This is a genomic window from Enterococcus sp. SMC-9, assembly GCF_021011285.1.
Classification (GTDB): Bacteria; Bacillota; Bacilli; order Lactobacillales; family Enterococcaceae; genus Enterococcus_C; species Enterococcus_C montenegrensis.
Genome location: NZ_JAILYE010000003.1, coordinates 122,828 through 141,298 on the forward strand (window position 1 = coordinate 122,828; position 18,471 = coordinate 141,298).

An 18,471-nucleotide genomic window follows, 5' to 3' on the forward strand; every position below is an offset into this window, starting at 1 on the left:
AATAAATCTTGTGGCAACCGATACATTATAGCTTGCCCCAAGCTGTTATTATTTTTTCACTTGAATATCAAAGTAGTCCATAACCAACTCACAAAACATCATGTTAGCCCAAGAAAACCACTCTCTTGTATATTGGTTGGGATCATCCACATCAAACCCTTCGTGCATTAAATGCGTTCCCGCGTCTGTTGCCACCAATTGATTTAAAATGCGCTCTTTTTCTTTTTTATCAGCCGTTGTCATCCCTTCCATTGCCATCGCAATCGGCCAAACATAATTTTCTGGTGTGTGGGAAGAGCCGATACCTTTAGCAAATTTACCTTCGTAAAAATAAGGATTTTCTTTGCTTAATAAGGTTTTGCGGGTTGCCAAATATTGGGTGTCATCCATCTTGCCATAGCCTAGATAAGGCGCTGAAATTAAGTTAGGCACATTGCTGTCATCTTGAATTGTCCCATTGCCTTTGCCGTCAACTTCATAGGCAAAAATCGTTTCTCCTGCCTTATTAGTTGTACGCCCGTGTTCTTTAATACCTGCTTCGATTTCGACTTTCAATCGGTGAGCGCTTGCTACAATCTCTTCATCTTTTAAAACGTTACTAAAAATCTCTTCTAAATAACCTAAAATAACGACGGCAAACATGTTGGACGGTACCAAGTAGCCATATTTACATGCATCGTCACTTGGGCGAAAACCAGACCAGGTCATCCCAGTTGGCACAACTTCTGCCCCTTTACCCTCACGGACTAACGTATCTTCCAAGCGATCGGTATCCCGGACAAAAGTATAAGGTGATGCGCTATGGTTTTGCTCGGTAGTAAAGACGGTCAAAATCTTTTTAACCCCTGTAATGAAATCTTCGTTAAATTGATCAGCTCTCCCAGTGTTTTTATAAAGCAAGTAAGCCAATTGGACTGGATAGCATAAGGAATCGATTTCATATTTTCGCTCCCAAATCCACGGGTTCATTTCTGTGTGGTCACTTTGATGACCGGCACCATTTGCTTCTTCGTTAAAAGCATTGGCATAAGGATCGATATTAATATAGTAAAATTGTTTTTTGACTAAGCCAGAAATCATCGCCGCTAAATCTTCGTCTTCTTTGGCAACGACAAGATACGGGCGTACTTGGGCGGTTGAATCCCGCAACCACATGGCTGGAATATCACCTGTTAATAGAAAAGTCGTGCCGTCTTCGTGACGTTTTACTGTTGTTAATAAAGTATTGGCAAAAGCTGCGTTAAAGTTTTCTGCCCAGTCGGCATGTTCACTCCCGCATTTTGCTGTAATATCATCCATAAATTGTTGTACTGATTTTGGTATATCTTTATAAGTCATTTCCCTCGTCGCCTCCGCTAAATGATATATCTTTAATTCTTGTTTGATTATATAGCACTTTAACCTAGATGTCTACGCTTTCAAAAAAGTTTTTTTATTTATTTACAGCAGCAAAATATGTGATAAACTACTGTATATGATATACCAATTGAAGGAGAAAAAAATGGAACCTTTATATTTAAAAATATTACGGGACTTACAAGCCGATATTACCAGTGGTTTATTAGCTGCCGGCGATCAATTACCCACTGAAAAAGAACTTTCTGAAAAATACAGCGTTAGCCGCATCACTTCAAAGCGGGCACTAAATGAATTGGAACAAAAAGGCTTGATTGAACGTACTCGTGGCAAGGGTAGTTTTGTAACGGGGAAATTAAAAACTACGGCTGCGACAAATCGCGTATTGATTTTATTGCCTTTTACCGACGATGTCGCCATTGGAAACCTATCTGGCAGTGTTTTACCTGTGATGCAACATGCACAGCATGAATTGATGATTGCCACTTATGACTTTTTAAATACTCACACTCCCCAAGATATTAAAGCCGAGTTTGATGGGTTGATTTATTACACCGAAGCTGAAAATCAACATTTGGATCTATTGTTTGAATTATCTTTTGCGGACTTTCCCATCGTACTTTTAGATAAAGAGGTGCCTGATCTAAGTTTGCCTTCTTTTTTATCTGATAACTTAGCCGGGGGCAAAAAAGCCTGTGATTATCTTGTCAAAGCCGGGCACAAACGCATTGCGTATTTATTTGGCGACCGTCATCATCCCCAATCGACGCGCCAACGTTATTTAGGCTATATCCAAAGTTTGATGGAACATCAAATTGATTTTCATACTTCTTTTGAAGAAGATACAACCAGCGAAGACCACTTATTACGCTATGTGAAGCAAAATCAAATTACTGCTTTTGTTTGCGAAAATGATATCACCGCCATTCAAGCCATGCGAACATTGCGCCAGGCTGGTCTAGCCATCCCACAAGATATTTCCGTTGTGGGCTTTGATAATATTCAAGCAGCAGCACTCGTTGATCCACCCCTCACCACCATTTCGCAAAACTTTAAAGCCATCGGTGAAACTGCCGGTGAAGCTTTATTAAGTTGGATAAAAACTGGTCAAAAACCAAACAGTCAAAAAATTCCCGTCACTTTATTTGTGCGGGAATCAACAAAGGAGATTAAATCATGATTGAAACAATCGACACACGCCACGGTACTGCAAATCAACACAGCTTTTCAAATGGAAACTGCCTGCCTTATACCGGCGTACCTTTTGGGATGAACTATTTTGCAGCCCAAACAAATGACGCCCATGGCAGCTGGTGGTTCCACCCTGAAGATCACACCTTCCAAGGTTATCGCATTACGCATCAACCAAGTCCGTGGATGGGAGATTTCTCCCACGTTCTTTTTACGCCAATTAGTGGTGAATTATCTGATATTTCGTTATTCCATGCGCAAAGCTCTTATCGGCCTAAAGAAGCTATTTTCCGCCCTTATGAACTTTCAATTCGGCAATTACGTTACAACATCTCCTCCACTGTAATTCCCAGCATGTATGGCGGTATTCTGGCAGTAAACTATGAAAAAGACCAAAATGGCTTAATGTTAACATTGCCTGGCGCAAAAGAGATCACCCAGATTAGCGACCATGAATTACACGTCAGTGTCGTGAATTTTTCTGGTGCAGAAGACGATGACTTCACGTTTTATCTGTCTTTGCATTTTGAAAACCCAATTCACAATCTGAAACAAGTAGATGGGGAAAAAACTTTTGTATTGTTAGATTTTGGTAACGTGAAAAAGCAAACGCTTCATTTAGGCACCTCGTTTATCAGCTTTTCCCAAGCCGACTTAAATCGCACCCGGGAACAAGCTATGAGCGTAGCTGATTTTCGTAGCGCCAGTCAAAGTGCTTGGGAAGACTATTTTGACCGCGTTCAAGTAGAACATACAAATTCTGAACATACGAAAACTTTTTATCACAATTTGTATCGTATTTTCTTATTCCCACAAACTTTTTATGAACTAAATGAAAATGGCGAAAAAATTCATTACGATACGTATAATAAAGCCGTAAAACCAGGAATTTTATACACCAACAACGGATTTTGGGACACATATAAAACGGTCTATCCATTTTATTCTCTTGTTGCCAAGGAAAAATACGAAGAGATGCTGGAAGGCTTTTTAACGAGTTATGAAGAAACCGGCTTTTTACCAAAATGGTTATCACCAGACGAGCGGGGCTTAATGCCGGGCACCTTAATTGACGCTGTCGTAGCCGACGCTGCTGTCAAAGGTATCCGCAAAGATTTAATGCCGCGTCTTTTAGAAGCTATGAAAAAAGGCGCTACTGTTCAAAGTGACAAATCAAATTATGGTCGCCAAGGAACATTAGATTATCTCAAATACGGCTATGTCCCAAGCAACTATCACGAATCCGTCAACCATACATTAGACTATGCCTATAGCGATTTTTGCATCAGCCAAGTGGCCAAAACTCTAGGCGATGACAAAACAGCGACATATTATAGCCAGCAAGCGTTAAATTACCAAAATATTTTTGATGAAAAAACTGGCTTTATGCGGGCAAAAGATACTAACGGTGATTTCCGCGCAGATTTTTCTTCGATTCGTTGGGGCAAAGACTATGCCGAAGGGAGCACCTGGCAAAGTAGTTTTGCTGTCTACCAAGATTTCCAAGGATTGATTAACCAAATGGGTGGCAGAAAAGCCTTTATGGAAAAATTAATTGAACTTTGCAACCAAGCACCCGATTTTGATGTCAAAGGCTATGGTTTTGAAATTCATGAGATGAGTGAAATGGCCGCCATTGAGTTTGGCCAATTGGCGATTTCCAATCAACCTAGTTTCCATTATCCGTACCTCTTTAGCTATCTTGGCAAACCAGAAATGGCGCAGCCGTTAATTAAGAGCTTGCTGACAGAATGCTTTACTGCAGCTGTTGATGGTTACCCTGGTGACGAGGATAACGGCAGCATGGCGGGTTGGTATATCTTTAACTCCTTAGGCTTTTATCCTGTTAGTCCGGGAACTGGCGAATACGTCATTGGTATGCCACTGGTGAAAAAAGCTACTTTGAAATTATCCAGTGGGAACACCCTGACAATTAACGCTACACCAAATCATCCGCAACAGCTATTTGTCCAAGAGACAACACGAAATCAAAATCTACAAGAAAAATTATTCTTCACCCATGAGGAATTAGCAGCCGGCGGAAATATCGACTTTAAGCTGGGAATTGTTCCAAATCCAAAAGAACATACCCCAGACAAACTGCCTTTTTCCTTAAGTGCTGCTAAATAGTTTAGCTTTTCTATTATTGGTAATAAGAGGTTGGCATTAAAATAAGATCACCTGCTACTTTATTTCCAACTTAAAAAATCGCAAAAAGCCGTCTTTTGAAATTGCACCAAAACTAGTGTATTTCAAAATTGGACGGCTTTTTGCGACCTGTTGTAAGCAGATGCTGACATAAGATTAAAGTTGCTTGTTTTTATAAATATAGACAATACTCCAAAATAAAGGGAGCTATTATTGAACTCTTTTTTCATATAGAAAAAAGACAAATGCGCAAGACGCTATGGACAAAACGGCGAACTATTTTGCAACCTTATGTATGAAATTTTGACTTTTACTTTAATCCGTCAGCACAAATGACACGCTAAAATAAAAGTCCGTTTATTTTTATTTCCGCTAAAAAAATGAATCAGCTTTATTTGCATTCCCCTTTTGCATTGCTGATTTAAAACCCTACTTTTTCATTTTTAATTAGAACACTTCGACTTCCCATGGTGAATTAGGATACATCGCGGTCACTCCTCTTTTAAGCTACAATTCATTTCGCTTTTTCTTACTGCTCTAGTATAATCACTTTTTTCGGGCTATAATATCTTTGTACAAAAATGCGTCACAGGAGAGTAGATATGGACCAAGCACACTTAATCAAAAAATTACGCACCGAAAGAGGCTATACGCAAAAGCAACTTTGCGAAGGAATTAGTTCCCGCACGACGCTTTCTTCCTTTGAAAATCGCGGAACTGAGCTTTCAAGTGGCATTTTATTTCAATATTTAGACCGGATGAATTTGCGGGTCGAGGAATACCAGCTGCTTTTAGAGGAACAGGAAATTTCTGCTAAAAGGCGATTGGCCGATCAATTTGTCAAAGAATACTATACCGGCGCTTTCACTCCCAGCTTACAAGCAGAGATTTGGCAAGCTTATTTAGAAAGTCACGATTTCTATTTTTATATTTTGTGGTTTGAAACAAAAACGATTTTAGCTTATAAAAATAATCACTTTGACGCTAAAAAATATGAAGCAGAAATTACTAAAATTTGTGACTATTTATTTAAAGTGGAAGTTTGGCAACACTTTGAGCTGACGACGTTTATGAATTTAATGTTCGCTTTTTCAGATGAAATGATTTTAGCTCTTTTTGACAGCTCCAAAGAAACCTTGACTAAAAATGCCACCAACCCTTACTACACTTCCCTGATGACGACTTTTTTTATTAATGGCATTATCCTTGGTTTCCAACGAAAAAATGATCATATTTTAGTACAATTTTTATCTGGCTTACAGGCTGTCGCAAAAAAACCAAAATACATGTACGCCAAAATGATGGCCACTTATTTTGAAAAACTACTGCAAGCCCGCAATGCAAAAAAAGCGGCAACAGTCGATTTTACTGAATTTTACGCTGGACTAAACGTATTTGGCATGAGTGAAAAAGCCCAAGAATTACAAGAATTTTATGAAGAAATCATCGGAGAAAACAGCTAAAAAAAAGGCCAATCAAGTCATTAAATGTACTTGATTGGCCTTTTTTTAGCCTTGTAAAACTTCAAAATTGGCAGCTGCACCAATTAAATTGGCATCATTTTTAAATTCGCAAGCAACAACTTCTGGCATGATACTTTCAACGCCTTCTGATTTTAGTAAATCAAAAATACGCCCTTTAATATTTTCAATCACGTCTGATCTAACCGAGATACCGCCGCCAATGATAATAATTTCCGGATCAATAGAAACTTGCATGTCATATAAAGAAAGAGCCAATGCATCATACATTTGGGCTAGATAGTTTTGCGCCATTTCATCCCCATTATCTGCTAATTCAAACAACATGCGACCATCTACCTGACGACCTGTCGCTTCAGAAAATTCCCGCGCTTTGTTTACCGCCGTACCAATCGGACTTAAAATACTTTTACCAAAAGGTTTCATTAAGCCAAATTCGCCACCAAACAAATGACTGCCCTTATAAATTTTTCGATTAATAAAAATTGAACCACCAATCCCGGTTCCAATCACGACAAACACTGCATTTTGCGCCTTTGTCCCAGCTCCTAATTCAATTTCACTAATACCAGCACAATTGGCATCATTTTCAATTGTCACGGGCACACCGAACGCTGCTTCCAATTGATCAAAAATCGGTCGATTGTGTAAATATTCCACTGCGCTAATACCGTCAATTCGGCGTTTTGCCACATTCACAGCCCCTGGCGAACTAATTGCTACCCCGTCAATTGCCCCAATTGTTGCAATAACTCCTTTCATTTCTGCTACCATTTCAGAAAACGTAGCTGGCGTTTTAAAACTTCCTTGATTGGATAACGCCTTTTCTTTCCACGTTCCATACTTCACAGCAGAACCACCAATATCAAAAACCGCAAGTACCATAATAATATCCTTACCTCCTATTTAAGATGTTTTAGCAGCTCGTTTAGAAAATGAGCAACAAGGCAAAAGCTCCGCTTTGCTTCGCATACAGTTCAACTAAATAGATACCATTAAGTTGAACTTGCAATGACGCTTGTTGTCATTTGCGATTGTTTTCTTATTGTCGATTTTTCTAGCTGCTAAAACTCGTTTTGCTAGATGTTTAAAACGACCGGTTTGCTAGCGAGCAGTAAGGCAAAATAGATGCAATGATGTTCTTTATCATTGAAACTATTTTTCTTACTGCCGAGCTGGCAGGTTGTTTAAAACTCGTTTTGCTAGATGTTTTAAATGATTGGGCTGATAGTGAGCAATAAGATAAAGGGGCTGAGTGACGTATTTTGTCACTTAAGACACTTTTCTTATTGCCGAACTATCAAATCATTTAAAACTCGTTTTCATTAAGATGTTTTAGCAGCTCGTTTAGAAAATGAGCAACAAGGCAAAAGCTCCGCTTTGCTTCGCATACAGTTCAACTAAATAGATACCATTAAGTTGAACTTGCATCTGTGTAACCATTATTTTGACTGACTTCTTTAAACCACAGGCCGCTTTTTTTCAAGCTGCGTTTGTAGTGATCTTCTAAATCAACGCGGTAAAAACCGTAGCGGTTGCGATAGCCGTTTAGCCATGACCAGCAGTCGATAAATGTCCAGGTATGATAGCCAAAGCAGTTGCTACCTGCTTCAATGCCTTTGTGCAAATAATTTAAATGTTCCACCATAAATTCAATGCGGTAGTCATCTTGGATCATGCCCTTTTCATCCATGAAACGTTCTTCGTCGGCGACACCCATTCCATTTTCAGAGACAAACCACGGCAAATTGTTGTATTCGTTTTTCATCATCATAGCCACGTCATACAAAGCTTCTGGGTAAATTTCCCAACCGCGATACGGATTAATTCGTTTTTCTGGCCAGTCGTAAGGTTCGTATAAATCTTCTGGCATTTTAGCTGGTACGGCAGGATTTTGCGGTGCTTTTACGCGATGAGGATGGTAATAATTCAGCCCGATAAAATCAACCGTATTTTGCAGCAGTTCTTTATCATGTTCTTTGGTTTTTGGTGTCAATTGATTTTCAGCCAATAAATCAATCAGCTCTTGCGGAACTTTACCATGAACTGCTGGATCTAAGAAACTTTTCGTGTTTAATAAATCAGAAGCCACACCTGCTTTTTGATCTGCATAATCTGTGCTGCGGGTATAAGTTGGCGTAATGTTTAAAATAATCCCAATTTTTCCGGTTGGCAAAACTGCTCGAAATTCTTTTACTGCGGCCGCGTGAGCCAAAAGCGTATGATACCCGACTTGAACAGCTTTTTTGAAATCAACGATTGCCGGATAGTGGTAGCCGTATAAATACCCCATCTCCACATGGACGATCGGTTCGTTGAAGGTTGTCCAATCTGTCACCAAATCACCAAATAATTCAAAGGCAGTTTTAGCATAAAAGGCAAAAGCAGCCACAGATTCGCGCGCTTCCCAGCCGCCTTTTTCCATTAACCACATTGGCATATCAAAGTGGAACAAATTGATAATGGGTGCCACTCCATTTTCTTTGATTTTTTTGAAATAGTCCCGGTAAAATGCAACTGCTTCTTCATTCACAGTTTTCCCATCAGGCAATAAGCGGGCCCAAGCGATCGATGTCCGGTAAGAATTCAACCCGATTTCTTGCATCCGTTTACAATCTTCAGCATACATTTCATATAGATTAGAAGTATTTTTTGGGCCTTGGGCATCATTAAATTTTTCTGGTGAAGTTTCATACCAATAATCCCACGTTGTTTTTGATTTTCCATTTTCTAAACTATGGCCTTCTGTCTGGGGTGCACTAGTCGCCGCCCCCCATAAGAAACCTTTTGGAAATTGTTTTGTTGTCATATTCTTTTCCCCCTTATTTTGCTTGGTGCAAGTAGCAAATGAAACAATTTCTTTCATCTGCTGCGACTTTACTTAACTTTGTAAATCAGAATAATCACCGTGATAGGCTTCCCGAAATTCTTTTGGTGTAATCCCATTTAACTTTTTAAACATTTTTGAAAAATAGTTGGTATTGTTATAGCCAATCTCATCGGCGATCTCATTAATATTTAGATTACTATGCAGCAGTAATTGTTGCGCGCGTTTAATGCGAATTTGATTTAAGTATTGGGAAAAACTATTGTGCATTTCTTTTTTAAATACTTGACCGAGATACACTGCGTTTAAATGCAGTTCGTCGGCGACTAATTTTAAAGTTAAATCTTGCCGATAATTATTTTGTACGATCTCAATTACTCTTTGTGTCATTTCGGAAAATTGTTTTTCCAGCGGTTGGCGATCTGCCATTTGTAAAACGTCTTCTAACAACGCTTTAAGCTGGTAGACGGTATGGCTATGACGGATTTTTTCAATTGTGGCTTCATAAATATCTTTGGTTGCGGTTGGATATTGCCGGGAAATATCGGTAAAGAGTAAAAAAGCAATGTAACGCGCGTTTTCTGGCTGCAATTGGCGTGCCACTGCATCGTCAAAAATAGCATCCAATTCCTGTTGAATGGTTTTTTGATCGCCAATCATTAATGATTTATTGAAAGCTAAAAAGGAAAATTCTCCTTCCCCTAATTCATCTGCCAAATCCACCGGCGATGTGGGCAACAAATCCGGATAAAAATTATTTAACTCTTCCATCTGCAAGACTTTTTCATAGCTTTCGTATAAATTTTCCCATTCTTTGATGGTTTCGCCAACAAATATTTTCAATAAGCCGGGATACTGTCTTTTTAAATAGGCCAAAAAAGGTAATACTTTCTCAGATAACCCGGTGAAAATCAACGTAATCTGCTGATGTTGTTGCGGTCCGCCAGCAATCAACAAGGGCTGTCCACTTTTTTTGGCTTCTTTTGCAATTTCTAACAAAATAGCGGAATCACTTAAAATTTTGATCACCGTAAACGGGCCAGCTGGATTTGTCTGAAAGTGGTCCATTAATTCAAAAAAGTCCGATTCATTTAACTCATCGTTTAACCAGCGGCTCAAGCTATTTTCCAACACCAGCTGCTCTTGTTCTTGGCGATGTGCGGCTTCATCTAATTCTTCTTTGATTTTTTTGACTATGGCTAATAGCTCCTCTTGGTCCACCGGCTTTACCAAATAATCTTTGACCCCCAGCCGAATACCTTCTTTAACATATTCAAATTCTTGATAACCTGATAAAAAAATTGCTGCAAACTTATCCCCACGTTTATAAGCAGCATCAATCATCGCAATACCGGTCATTTCCGGCATGGTAATGTCGCTTATGACCAAATCTACCGACTCGTTTTTCAAATAAGCCAGTGCCTCTAAGCCGGTCCGGGCAGTTTTTGCGACTTCAAAACCCAAATCACCCCAAGGCAAAATTTGTTTTAAGCCTTCTAAAATCATATATTCATCATCAACTAACATTACTTTATACAAAATTATGCCCTCCTTTGATTTTAATCGTCAGAGTGGTGCCTTTACCCAATTGGGAAGCTACTGTCATACTAAAGCCTACGCCAAACGTATTTTGCAGACGCGCATAGACATTATGCAGGCCAATTGAGTTTTGCGCTTCATTTTCTGTTTGTTTCAACTTGTCCCTAACTTCTGATAAGCGCTCTGGGGTCATCCCTTTGCCATTATCAATAACAGAAATCACGATAGCATCCGCGTCAAAATTGGCCTTCACGCTAATCGCGTTGTCATTTCTCGTATAATCAATTCCGTGGACAAAATAATTTTCAATTAGCGGCTGAATTGTGAATTTGGGAATAATCAAATTTTCCAATTCCGGCGCAATAACAAAATTATAGGCCACGCGATCTGGGTAACGCATTTGGTACAAATAAACATATTTCTCACAAAAAGAAAGTTCTTTTTTTAGCGTCGTTGTTTTTTCTTGGGTCGTGTTATTACGCAAAAGTGCAGAAAAAGCATAGACGACATCCGCCAATTCCTTTTGCTGCTTACTTAAAGCGTACATGCGAATATATTCCAGCGTATTGTACAAGAAGTGGGGATTAATTTGTGACTGTAAGGCCTGCATATGGGCATCTCTTTGCTTGATTTCCAGCTCGTAATTATCGCGGATATATTGATCCAGACTTGCAATCATAAAGTTGATGGCTTCAGATAAGTCGTACAATTCATCTTGGACTTTATTGACGTCAATGCGCTCTTGCAAGTTTCCTTCTGCTACGCTATGGGTGATGCCCACAATGGTTTCAATTTGCTGAAAATAACGCTTAAAGGTTCGATTCAAGGTGATTAACAAAATTGCCGCCAACCCACTGCCTACCAAAATAGCAATTGCAAAGGTTCGGAGATTTTTTTGCCACAAAACCTGTTTGCTGGCTAATAAAACATACGAAAGATCCCGACTCGTTTTCTTTTGTAGGACATAGTATTTATCTGTGATTTTTTTAGGCAATGGTTGTTTATTTTCAATAGCATACACCAACTTTTGATACGCTTTATTGCTAAGCTGGTTGTGGGTCGTAAACATCGGATTATTCGCATTATCAAAGATATAGGCATCCATGCCATCTTCCACCATCGAATTTTCCAACATTCCCAGCACTGCCGCCCGAGAAAAGACCGCTGAAATCTCGCCAACCATTTGAGAACCATATTGATCTACAATCGGACGCGTAATCACAAAGCCGCTTTTTGCAGGCATCTTGCCCTGTAGCTTGCGACCATTATGATTGTAACTATCCGCCATTAAATAGTCTTTTGAACCATCTAAGGTGACATAAAGTTGATCCAAGTCGTTAAAGGCATTAAAAAAACCATTGATGGTCTCTGAAATACGCGTATCCCGCTGATACGCTTGCCAGGAATCTTGCGTGTATTCAAAATAATCTGCCGCAGATAAATTCAAATACTGCCGCACATTATCAATGGCCGCATTGGAACCAGCTAATTCCATATAGATAAAACTCAGCGTATCATTGTTGTCTTCCACTGAATTCATAATTCGATTTTCCAATCCCGCTAAATCACTCGTCATTTTGCGGTAATTGCTATCGGCCGTATAAACGCACAAAGCAGCCACCGTCAGCAGGATAACTCCCACCAACAGAAGGCTGTAAATTTGCATCAAGCGATTCATTAAATAGTTTCTTTTGTAAAAGCGTGCTAAAAATTTAGCCATGTCTCGCCAGCTTTCCTGCCACCATAAAGCGATTATCCTTGGTAGCAAAACCACTCCAGACGGCAATTAACGAAAACGTAGCAAAAAGGAATAACCCTTTGAAAAACCAGGTCAAAACAAAGATCGAAACTAAGCCAAAGAGTACTTTCAAAAAAGCGCCAAAGTTTAAAAAGACACTGATAAAGGCTAATTTAAACAAATTGAAATGGGAAATCTCATACTTGGTTTCATATTGGGTCACATAAAGGTATAACACGGCAATTAACAGCAACACAAAGGCTAAGATAAAATCAATAACCAGCCATAACAAGCCTTGAATTTGCGCTGACAAATACAAATTGTACCCTAAGAAAAAGCTGATGCCTGCAAAAATCAAAAAATGAACATTGCTGCGTTTAAAATTGGCTTTCCAATGGGTCATGAAGCGTTTGAAAGTGACTTGTTGATAATCAATACCGTGTTCCATCAATAAATCCGTCATGGTTTGAAAAGCTGGGCCTGCACCAAAAATCACGCCTCCCATCAAGGTAAACAACACAAAATATAAGTTTAATTTAATAATCATCCAGACTACATAAAATAGTCGCTGAATCCCACTACTTACCATCTAAAAAACTCCTTTATAAAATACTGTAAAAAATCTTTCAACTTAAAAGTTCGGTTGCTTTGATACTTACAGCTGAAAAAACAATTCCTTCTTCTCTCAGCTTTAACCACCAAATTTTACCACATTTCCCTTAAGAGAAAAGCCAGTGGTAGCAAATAATTACCACCACTGACGATTTCTAAAGGAGAATACGTTTCAATTAATTATTTATTGTCTTTGACAAATTGATCCAATTGTTTTTGCATATCTTTTTGGGCATCGTCCCAACCAGCTTTTTTAAGTTCTGAAACTAATTCTGGAACTGTTTTTTCAGGATCGATTGAACCAGTATTTAAGTTAGCTTTGTAACGATTCATTACATTCATGATGCTAGATAATTGTGTTTTGAAATTATCTGTTTTGGCATTGAAACCTAAAATTGGAGAAGTTTGTGCTTTTTCAATGCTTTCATCTCTTTGTTTGATTTGATCGTCAGTAATTGTATCTTGAGTGTATAAGATCATGTTGTTACCAGTGTTCCAAGCCGCCATGTGTTCATTTGGTTTGTAACCATCTAGTAATTTCAATTTATCGTCGCCAACTTTTTCCCAAGCTTTGCCTTCAACACCATAAACTAAACCATTTAATAATTCAGGATCCGTGTTTAACAAGTTCAAGAATTCAACAGCTTTTTCTTTGTTTTTTGAAGTGTTTGAAACAACAAAGTTTGCCATTTGCGCTTGGCTAGTTGTTTTCAATTGGCTTGTTAACGGACGAGAAGTTAAATCTTGTTGGGCTGCATTACGTAAAATTGTATCGCCGTAATCCATTGGTCCTTGTGTTTCTTCACGCATGAACCAAGTGTTTCCTTCTAATGGGAAACCAGTTGTGTTGGTTGCAGCATCCGTTGGAATCAAACCTTCTTTGTACCATTCATGCAATGTTTTTAAGTTGTTTTGGAATTCTTTATCTTCGTATTGGTTGATGATTTTTGGTGCGCCATCTGTATCTAAACGAACTGCAAAAGGATAATCTTTTCCTAATGGGAAGTCTAGATTAGAAGAAGCATTAAAACTTTGACCAATTGCAAAAGCAGCAATATTTGGTTCTTTTTCATGGAATTGTTTTAGAACTTCGGTCGCTGATTGATAAGAACCGTCAACTTTTGAAATATCCAAGTTGTATTTTTTCACGTATTGATCGTTGAAAGTTAATACTTGTTGTGCCCAAGCATTCCCGTAAACTGGGATAGCGTATAATTTACCATCAACTTCATTTCCCTTTTTGTACATTTCAGGTAGTTGATCCATGTAATCTTTGGCATATTTTTGTGATAATTCAGTCAAGTCAGCAAAAGCACCTTTTTGTGCGTTTGCCACATATTGGTAAGCAAAGGCAATATCATAGCTTTCACCAGAGTTGATGATGGTTGGCATTTTCTTATCCCAGTCACCCCAACCGATATATTGTAAATCAATGGTTACACCAATTTTTTCTTTAATGCGTTTGTTGGCGATTTTCATTAATTCATCGTAATTTTCAGGTTTGTCCCCTACTTGATACATTAATAATGTTTTTGAGTCGCCGCTTGCTTCTGAGTCTTTTGAAGCTTCTTTTTGGTTGCCACAAGCTGCTAACCCTGCTGTCATTAATGCCAATGCACTAACACCTAGCACTTTTTTCCACGTTTTCATTACTTCTCCTCCACTCTTTTATTCTTTCACTCCGCCGATTGTCAATCCGCCGACAAAATATTTTTGGAAAAACGGATAGGTCAATGCGATCGGTAATGTTGAAACCACAACGATTGCCATGCGAGCTGATTCAGACGGTAACGCAGCAAGTCCACCTTGGATTTGCGCACCCATCCCAGCATTTTTGGCTAGAAAATCCAAGTTGCTTTGGATTTTCATCAATAAATATTGCAATGGTACCAAGTTGTCATTTTGAATATAAAGCAATGCATTAAACCAGTCGTTCCAATAACCTAATGCGGCAAACAAACTGATCGTGGCAATCCCTGGTACTGCTAAAGGTAAAACGATTTTCGTAAAAATCCGTAGTTCTGTAGCACCGTCAATCCGAGCCGACTCAATAATACTATCTGGTACTGTTTTAATAAAGAAGGTTCGCATCACTAAAATATTAAACGGCCCCAATGCCATTGGCAAAATCAACGCCCAAATTGTATCTTTCAAATAAAGCATATTGCTGACGATTAAATAAGTTGCTACCATCCCTGGGGTAAATAACATTGTAACTAAGGCAAAAAGAGTAAAGAAGCGACGAAATGGGAAGTTAGAACGAGAAATTACATACGCATAAAGCGATGTCATCGTCGCATTCACCACAGTTCCTAACACCGTTACAAAAATCGTTACGCCAAAAGCGCGGAAGATTTTTCCACTCATTTTACCGGCAAAGATATAAGAATAAGCAGCCGTTGAAAATTCTTTAGGCCAAAAACGATAACCCAACTCCGCTAATGAATGTTCCTCTGTCAAAGAAATCATCACCACAAAGATAAATGGTAGTACACACGAAATCGCAAATAATGCAATGACGATATTGAAGATAATGTTAACAGTGGGACTAAAGGAACGAATTTCCACTTTTGAGACTTTTTCTTTTTTACGCATGTGTCGCTCCTCCTTAGAATAATGCTGAATCTGGTTCGATCCGACGAACCACGAAGTTTGTTCCTAATAATAAAATCGCCCCAACAACAGATTGGTATAAACTAGCAGCAGAAGACATCCCGATATCACCAGTTGCCGTTAAGCCGTTATAAATATACGTATCTAAAACAGACGTCACTTGATACAAGGCCCCATTATTACGTGGCAAGTTGTAGAACATCCCAAAGTCTGCTCTAAAAATCCCCCCGATGTTTAAAATCAATAAGACCATCATCATTGGTACGATTTGCGGAATCGTGACGTTTTTAATTTGTTGCCATTTTGAAGCACCGTCTACCATTGCCGCTTCATAATATGTTGGGTCAATCCCCATGACAGAAGCATAATAGATGATACTGTTGTAACCTAAGCTCTTCCAAACGTTCATCACAACAAAAATCAACGGCCACCAAGTTGGATCGGTATACCAGTTAATCGGATTTTTACCGTTATTGGTTAACCATAAGTTGAAGATCCCTTTGTCTGGGCTTAAGAAGGCATATACAAAGTAACCGATTACAACCCAAGATAAAAAGTAAGGTAAAAGTGACATCGTATGATAAACTTTCACCAATTTTTTGTTGCGTAATTCACTCATAATAATTGCAAAAGCAATCGCAAAGAATAAGTTAAAGGCTAAGAAAACGACATTATAGGCAATTGTATTGCGGGTAATTAACCAAGCATCCTTTGAAGCAAATAAGAATTTGAAATTATCAAAGCCTACCCACTTACTCGTCATCAAGCTATCAATAAAACCATTTGGCGAAATGTGGAAATCTTTAAAAGCCACCACATTGGCAAATACTGGTATATAAAAGAAGAAGATAAACCAGACAAATCCTGGTAACGCCATTAAAATCAAAGCTTTATAGCGCCACACATTTTGCCAAAAGCTCGCTTTTTTCTTTTTCTTCATCTTTAAACCTCCTTATATTTTTCTGCATCACGGCCTTTTTAATCTTACGGGCCTTCCTGACGTAGTAATAATACCGCTTTCAAAACAAAGAGGTAAGGAACAAACTTTAGATAAAATGCAACAAATTTTAGAAATGGTATATCTTTTTTCATATTTTGTTCACATTTAAAATATGCTAGGAACCTTAACTGCAGACCTGTTTTTATTTTAAGATAACAAAAATTATCCTTAATTTTACTTTGTCTACTATTAAAGATATATTCTTTTAAACTGCACTTATAACTAAGAGATAACAATTATTATTTCCAGTATTTTTACCACTGGTGTATAATAACAGCTGTTTGAGAAATAAAGTGACGTTTGGAGTTAAGAAAATGAAGAAAACAAAAATAGTGTTTGCAAGCTTAGCGCTTTTAGCAGCTTTAAGCATTGGCAGCCTCCCAACACAAGCAAAAACAATCGCAGCTACGCAGGATAGTTCAGATACGACAATGCCGACCTCTACTGAAAATAGTAGTCAAACTGCTGTCCTGTCTGAATCTGTTTCAACTAGTAAAAATAGCGCTGCAATTTCCACAGAGCAAACTACTACCACTACCACCAATCAAGTTACACCAAATTCAATCAGTAAAGAACAAGTTATGCCCCAAGTAAAAACAGCGGCTAAAATTAAAAGTACCTCACAACAAGTGACTCCTGTAAAATCTGCTAGCCAAAAACCAGCAGTCGCTAGTCCGGTTAAAGCTAAAGGGGCAAATTTTTACGTTCAAATTACCAATAAAAATTACGCTATCTGGTCAAACTTTTCTTGGCAACAGCGCGCTGTTAGTTCCCGTTATTATATGAAATTACTTCACGTAAAGGTCATCTACACCCATCAAAATGGCGCGAACTATTATTCTTTATACAATAATCAAGACAAATGGGTGGGCTATTTAAATGCCGCAGCAACTAAAACAACTCCCATTCAAGGTAGTTGGCACCAAATTCAAAAATATGTCACCATTTCCCAACCGACTTGGACTATTTGGAATAATTTTGCCGGCAAAGCAAAATACAAAGCTGCAACATTAAGTGATCGGGTAGTTAAAGTGACCGGCTATTACACTCACTTTAATGGCGCCACTTATTATTCTCTTTATGATAATAAAAACAAATGGCTTGGCTATTTGAATGCTGGTGGGGTAAAAGAAGTCGCTGCCCAAGGTTATTATCACAACTTTAACAAATACGTTAAAATTACAAAAAATTGGTCGGTCTGGCGAAATTTTAATTGGCAATTCAAAAGCTCTGCCACAAGCATTGCCAACCAACCCATTTTAGCCAAGGGCTATTATAAACATTTTAACGGCGCTACTTATTACTCCCTTTACAATCAAAAAGGAACCTGGTTGGGCTATATTAATAGTGGTGCTACAGCAATTAGTGCTGCACCAAAACCAAATAAAACGATTTTGTTAGGTGTGCCTTTTATTAGCCAAGGCAATACGATGTTATGTGAAGGCACTTCACTTTTACAAGCCCTCCATTACAAAAAAATTGCAACCAATCAAAATTTGATGACCTTCGTTAAATCGATGCCCTTATCACCAAATAATAATCCCAATAACGGCTTTTCTGGTGAATGGCGCCATAACGTCAACGGAACTTACCAAGGAATGAATCCAAGTCCTGTCGTTAAATGGGGCAATCAAAACGGTGGCAAACTCACAAATATTTCCGGTGCTACTATTCAAACTTTAAAAGGTGAAATAGCCAAGGGCAATCCTGTTGTAACCTGGGTTACCTATGCTTTTGCACCAGCAGAACACAAACGCATGTTTTGGGGCGATGCCATTTGGAATCGTCATGTCGTAACATTAGACGGTTATAAAGATGGCTTTTATCACGTGGTCGATCCTGTTTTTGGCCCCGGTTGGATTGCTGGAAAATCTTTTGAAACAGCCTATAATGTTTCCCGGCTTGCTGTTTTGGTGAGATAAGACAAAAAATCCCCGCGAAAAAATTTTCGCGGGGATTTTGTCCT

General features: G+C 38.6%; 13 protein-coding genes. 4 read left to right on the top strand and 9 right to left on the bottom strand.

Going from position 1 to position 18,471, the window contains the following annotated elements; translation table 11 throughout:
• Nucleotides 1–48: 48 nt before the first annotated feature.
• On the bottom strand, nucleotides 49–1,338 hold the full coding sequence (locus K4422_RS05360; RefSeq protein ID WP_230709618.1) for a glycoside hydrolase family 125 protein: 1,290 nt from the start codon (nucleotides 1,336–1,338) through the stop codon (nucleotides 49–51).
• A gap of 163 nt (nucleotides 1,339–1,501) precedes the next feature.
• Between K4422_RS05360 and K4422_RS05365 the strand changes: the two genes are divergently transcribed.
• From K4422_RS05365 to K4422_RS05375, 3 genes are all read left to right on the top strand, one after another.
• A complete protein-coding gene (locus K4422_RS05365; protein WP_230709620.1) occupies nucleotides 1,502–2,536 on the top strand; it encodes a GntR family transcriptional regulator in 1,035 nt (344 codons plus the stop codon).
• Nucleotides 2,533–4,677: a GH92 family glycosyl hydrolase gene (locus K4422_RS05370; RefSeq protein WP_268990994.1), complete on the top strand. Its 2,145-nt coding sequence runs from the start codon at nucleotides 2,533–2,535 to the stop codon at nucleotides 4,675–4,677. The genes K4422_RS05365 and K4422_RS05370 overlap by 4 nt, the downstream gene beginning before the upstream one ends.
• A 620-nt stretch (nucleotides 4,678–5,297) precedes the next feature.
• Nucleotides 5,298–6,158 carry a helix-turn-helix domain-containing protein gene (locus K4422_RS05375; protein WP_230709622.1) on the top strand — a complete coding sequence of 287 codons (861 nt, stop codon included), beginning with the start codon at nucleotides 5,298–5,300 and terminating at the stop codon, nucleotides 6,156–6,158.
• A 45-nt stretch (nucleotides 6,159–6,203) separates the two neighbouring features.
• Here the strand turns inward: K4422_RS05375 and K4422_RS05380 are convergent, their stop codons facing one another.
• From K4422_RS05380 to K4422_RS05415, 8 genes are all read right to left on the bottom strand, one after another.
• Complete coding sequence (locus K4422_RS05380; protein WP_230709623.1) at nucleotides 6,204–7,061, bottom strand: ROK family protein; 858 nt, start codon at nucleotides 7,059–7,061, stop codon at nucleotides 6,204–6,206.
• 529 nt (nucleotides 7,062–7,590) lie between these two features.
• Complete coding sequence (locus K4422_RS05385) at nucleotides 7,591–8,985, bottom strand: glycoside hydrolase family 1 protein (RefSeq protein WP_230709624.1); 1,395 nt, start codon at nucleotides 8,983–8,985, stop codon at nucleotides 7,591–7,593.
• Between the two features lie 72 nt (nucleotides 8,986–9,057).
• Nucleotides 9,058–10,542 carry a response regulator transcription factor gene (locus K4422_RS05390; protein WP_230709625.1) on the bottom strand — a complete coding sequence of 495 codons (1,485 nt, stop codon included), beginning with the start codon at nucleotides 10,540–10,542 and terminating at the stop codon, nucleotides 9,058–9,060.
• The gene (locus K4422_RS05395; protein ID WP_206902643.1) at nucleotides 10,535–12,262 is read right to left on the bottom strand and encodes a sensor histidine kinase; all 1,728 of its coding nucleotides are present in this window, start codon (nucleotides 12,260–12,262) and stop codon (nucleotides 10,535–10,537) included. The genes K4422_RS05390 and K4422_RS05395 overlap by 8 nt, the downstream gene beginning before the upstream one ends.
• Nucleotides 12,255–12,869, bottom strand: a complete 615-nt coding sequence (locus tag K4422_RS05400) for a YesL family protein (RefSeq protein ID WP_206902644.1) — start codon at nucleotides 12,867–12,869, stop codon at nucleotides 12,255–12,257. The genes K4422_RS05395 and K4422_RS05400 overlap by 8 nt, the downstream gene beginning before the upstream one ends.
• Nucleotides 12,870–13,072: 203 nt before the next feature.
• Nucleotides 13,073–14,542, bottom strand: a complete 1,470-nt coding sequence (locus K4422_RS05405; RefSeq protein WP_206902645.1) for an ABC transporter substrate-binding protein — start codon at nucleotides 14,540–14,542, stop codon at nucleotides 13,073–13,075.
• An 18-nt stretch (nucleotides 14,543–14,560) separates the two neighbouring features.
• Nucleotides 14,561–15,487, bottom strand: coding sequence for a carbohydrate ABC transporter permease (locus K4422_RS05410; protein WP_206902646.1), 927 nt, complete (start codon nucleotides 15,485–15,487; stop codon nucleotides 14,561–14,563).
• 13 nt (nucleotides 15,488–15,500) lie between these two features.
• On the bottom strand, nucleotides 15,501–16,445 hold the full coding sequence (locus K4422_RS05415; protein ID WP_206902647.1) for an ABC transporter permease: 945 nt from the start codon (nucleotides 16,443–16,445) through the stop codon (nucleotides 15,501–15,503).
• Between the two features lie 374 nt (nucleotides 16,446–16,819).
• Here K4422_RS05415 and K4422_RS05420 point away from each other — a divergent pair, with 374 nt between their 5' ends.
• Nucleotides 16,820–18,427: a C39 family peptidase gene (locus tag K4422_RS05420; protein ID WP_230709628.1), complete on the top strand. Its 1,608-nt coding sequence runs from the start codon at nucleotides 16,820–16,822 to the stop codon at nucleotides 18,425–18,427.
• Nucleotides 18,428–18,471 lie beyond the last annotated feature (44 nt).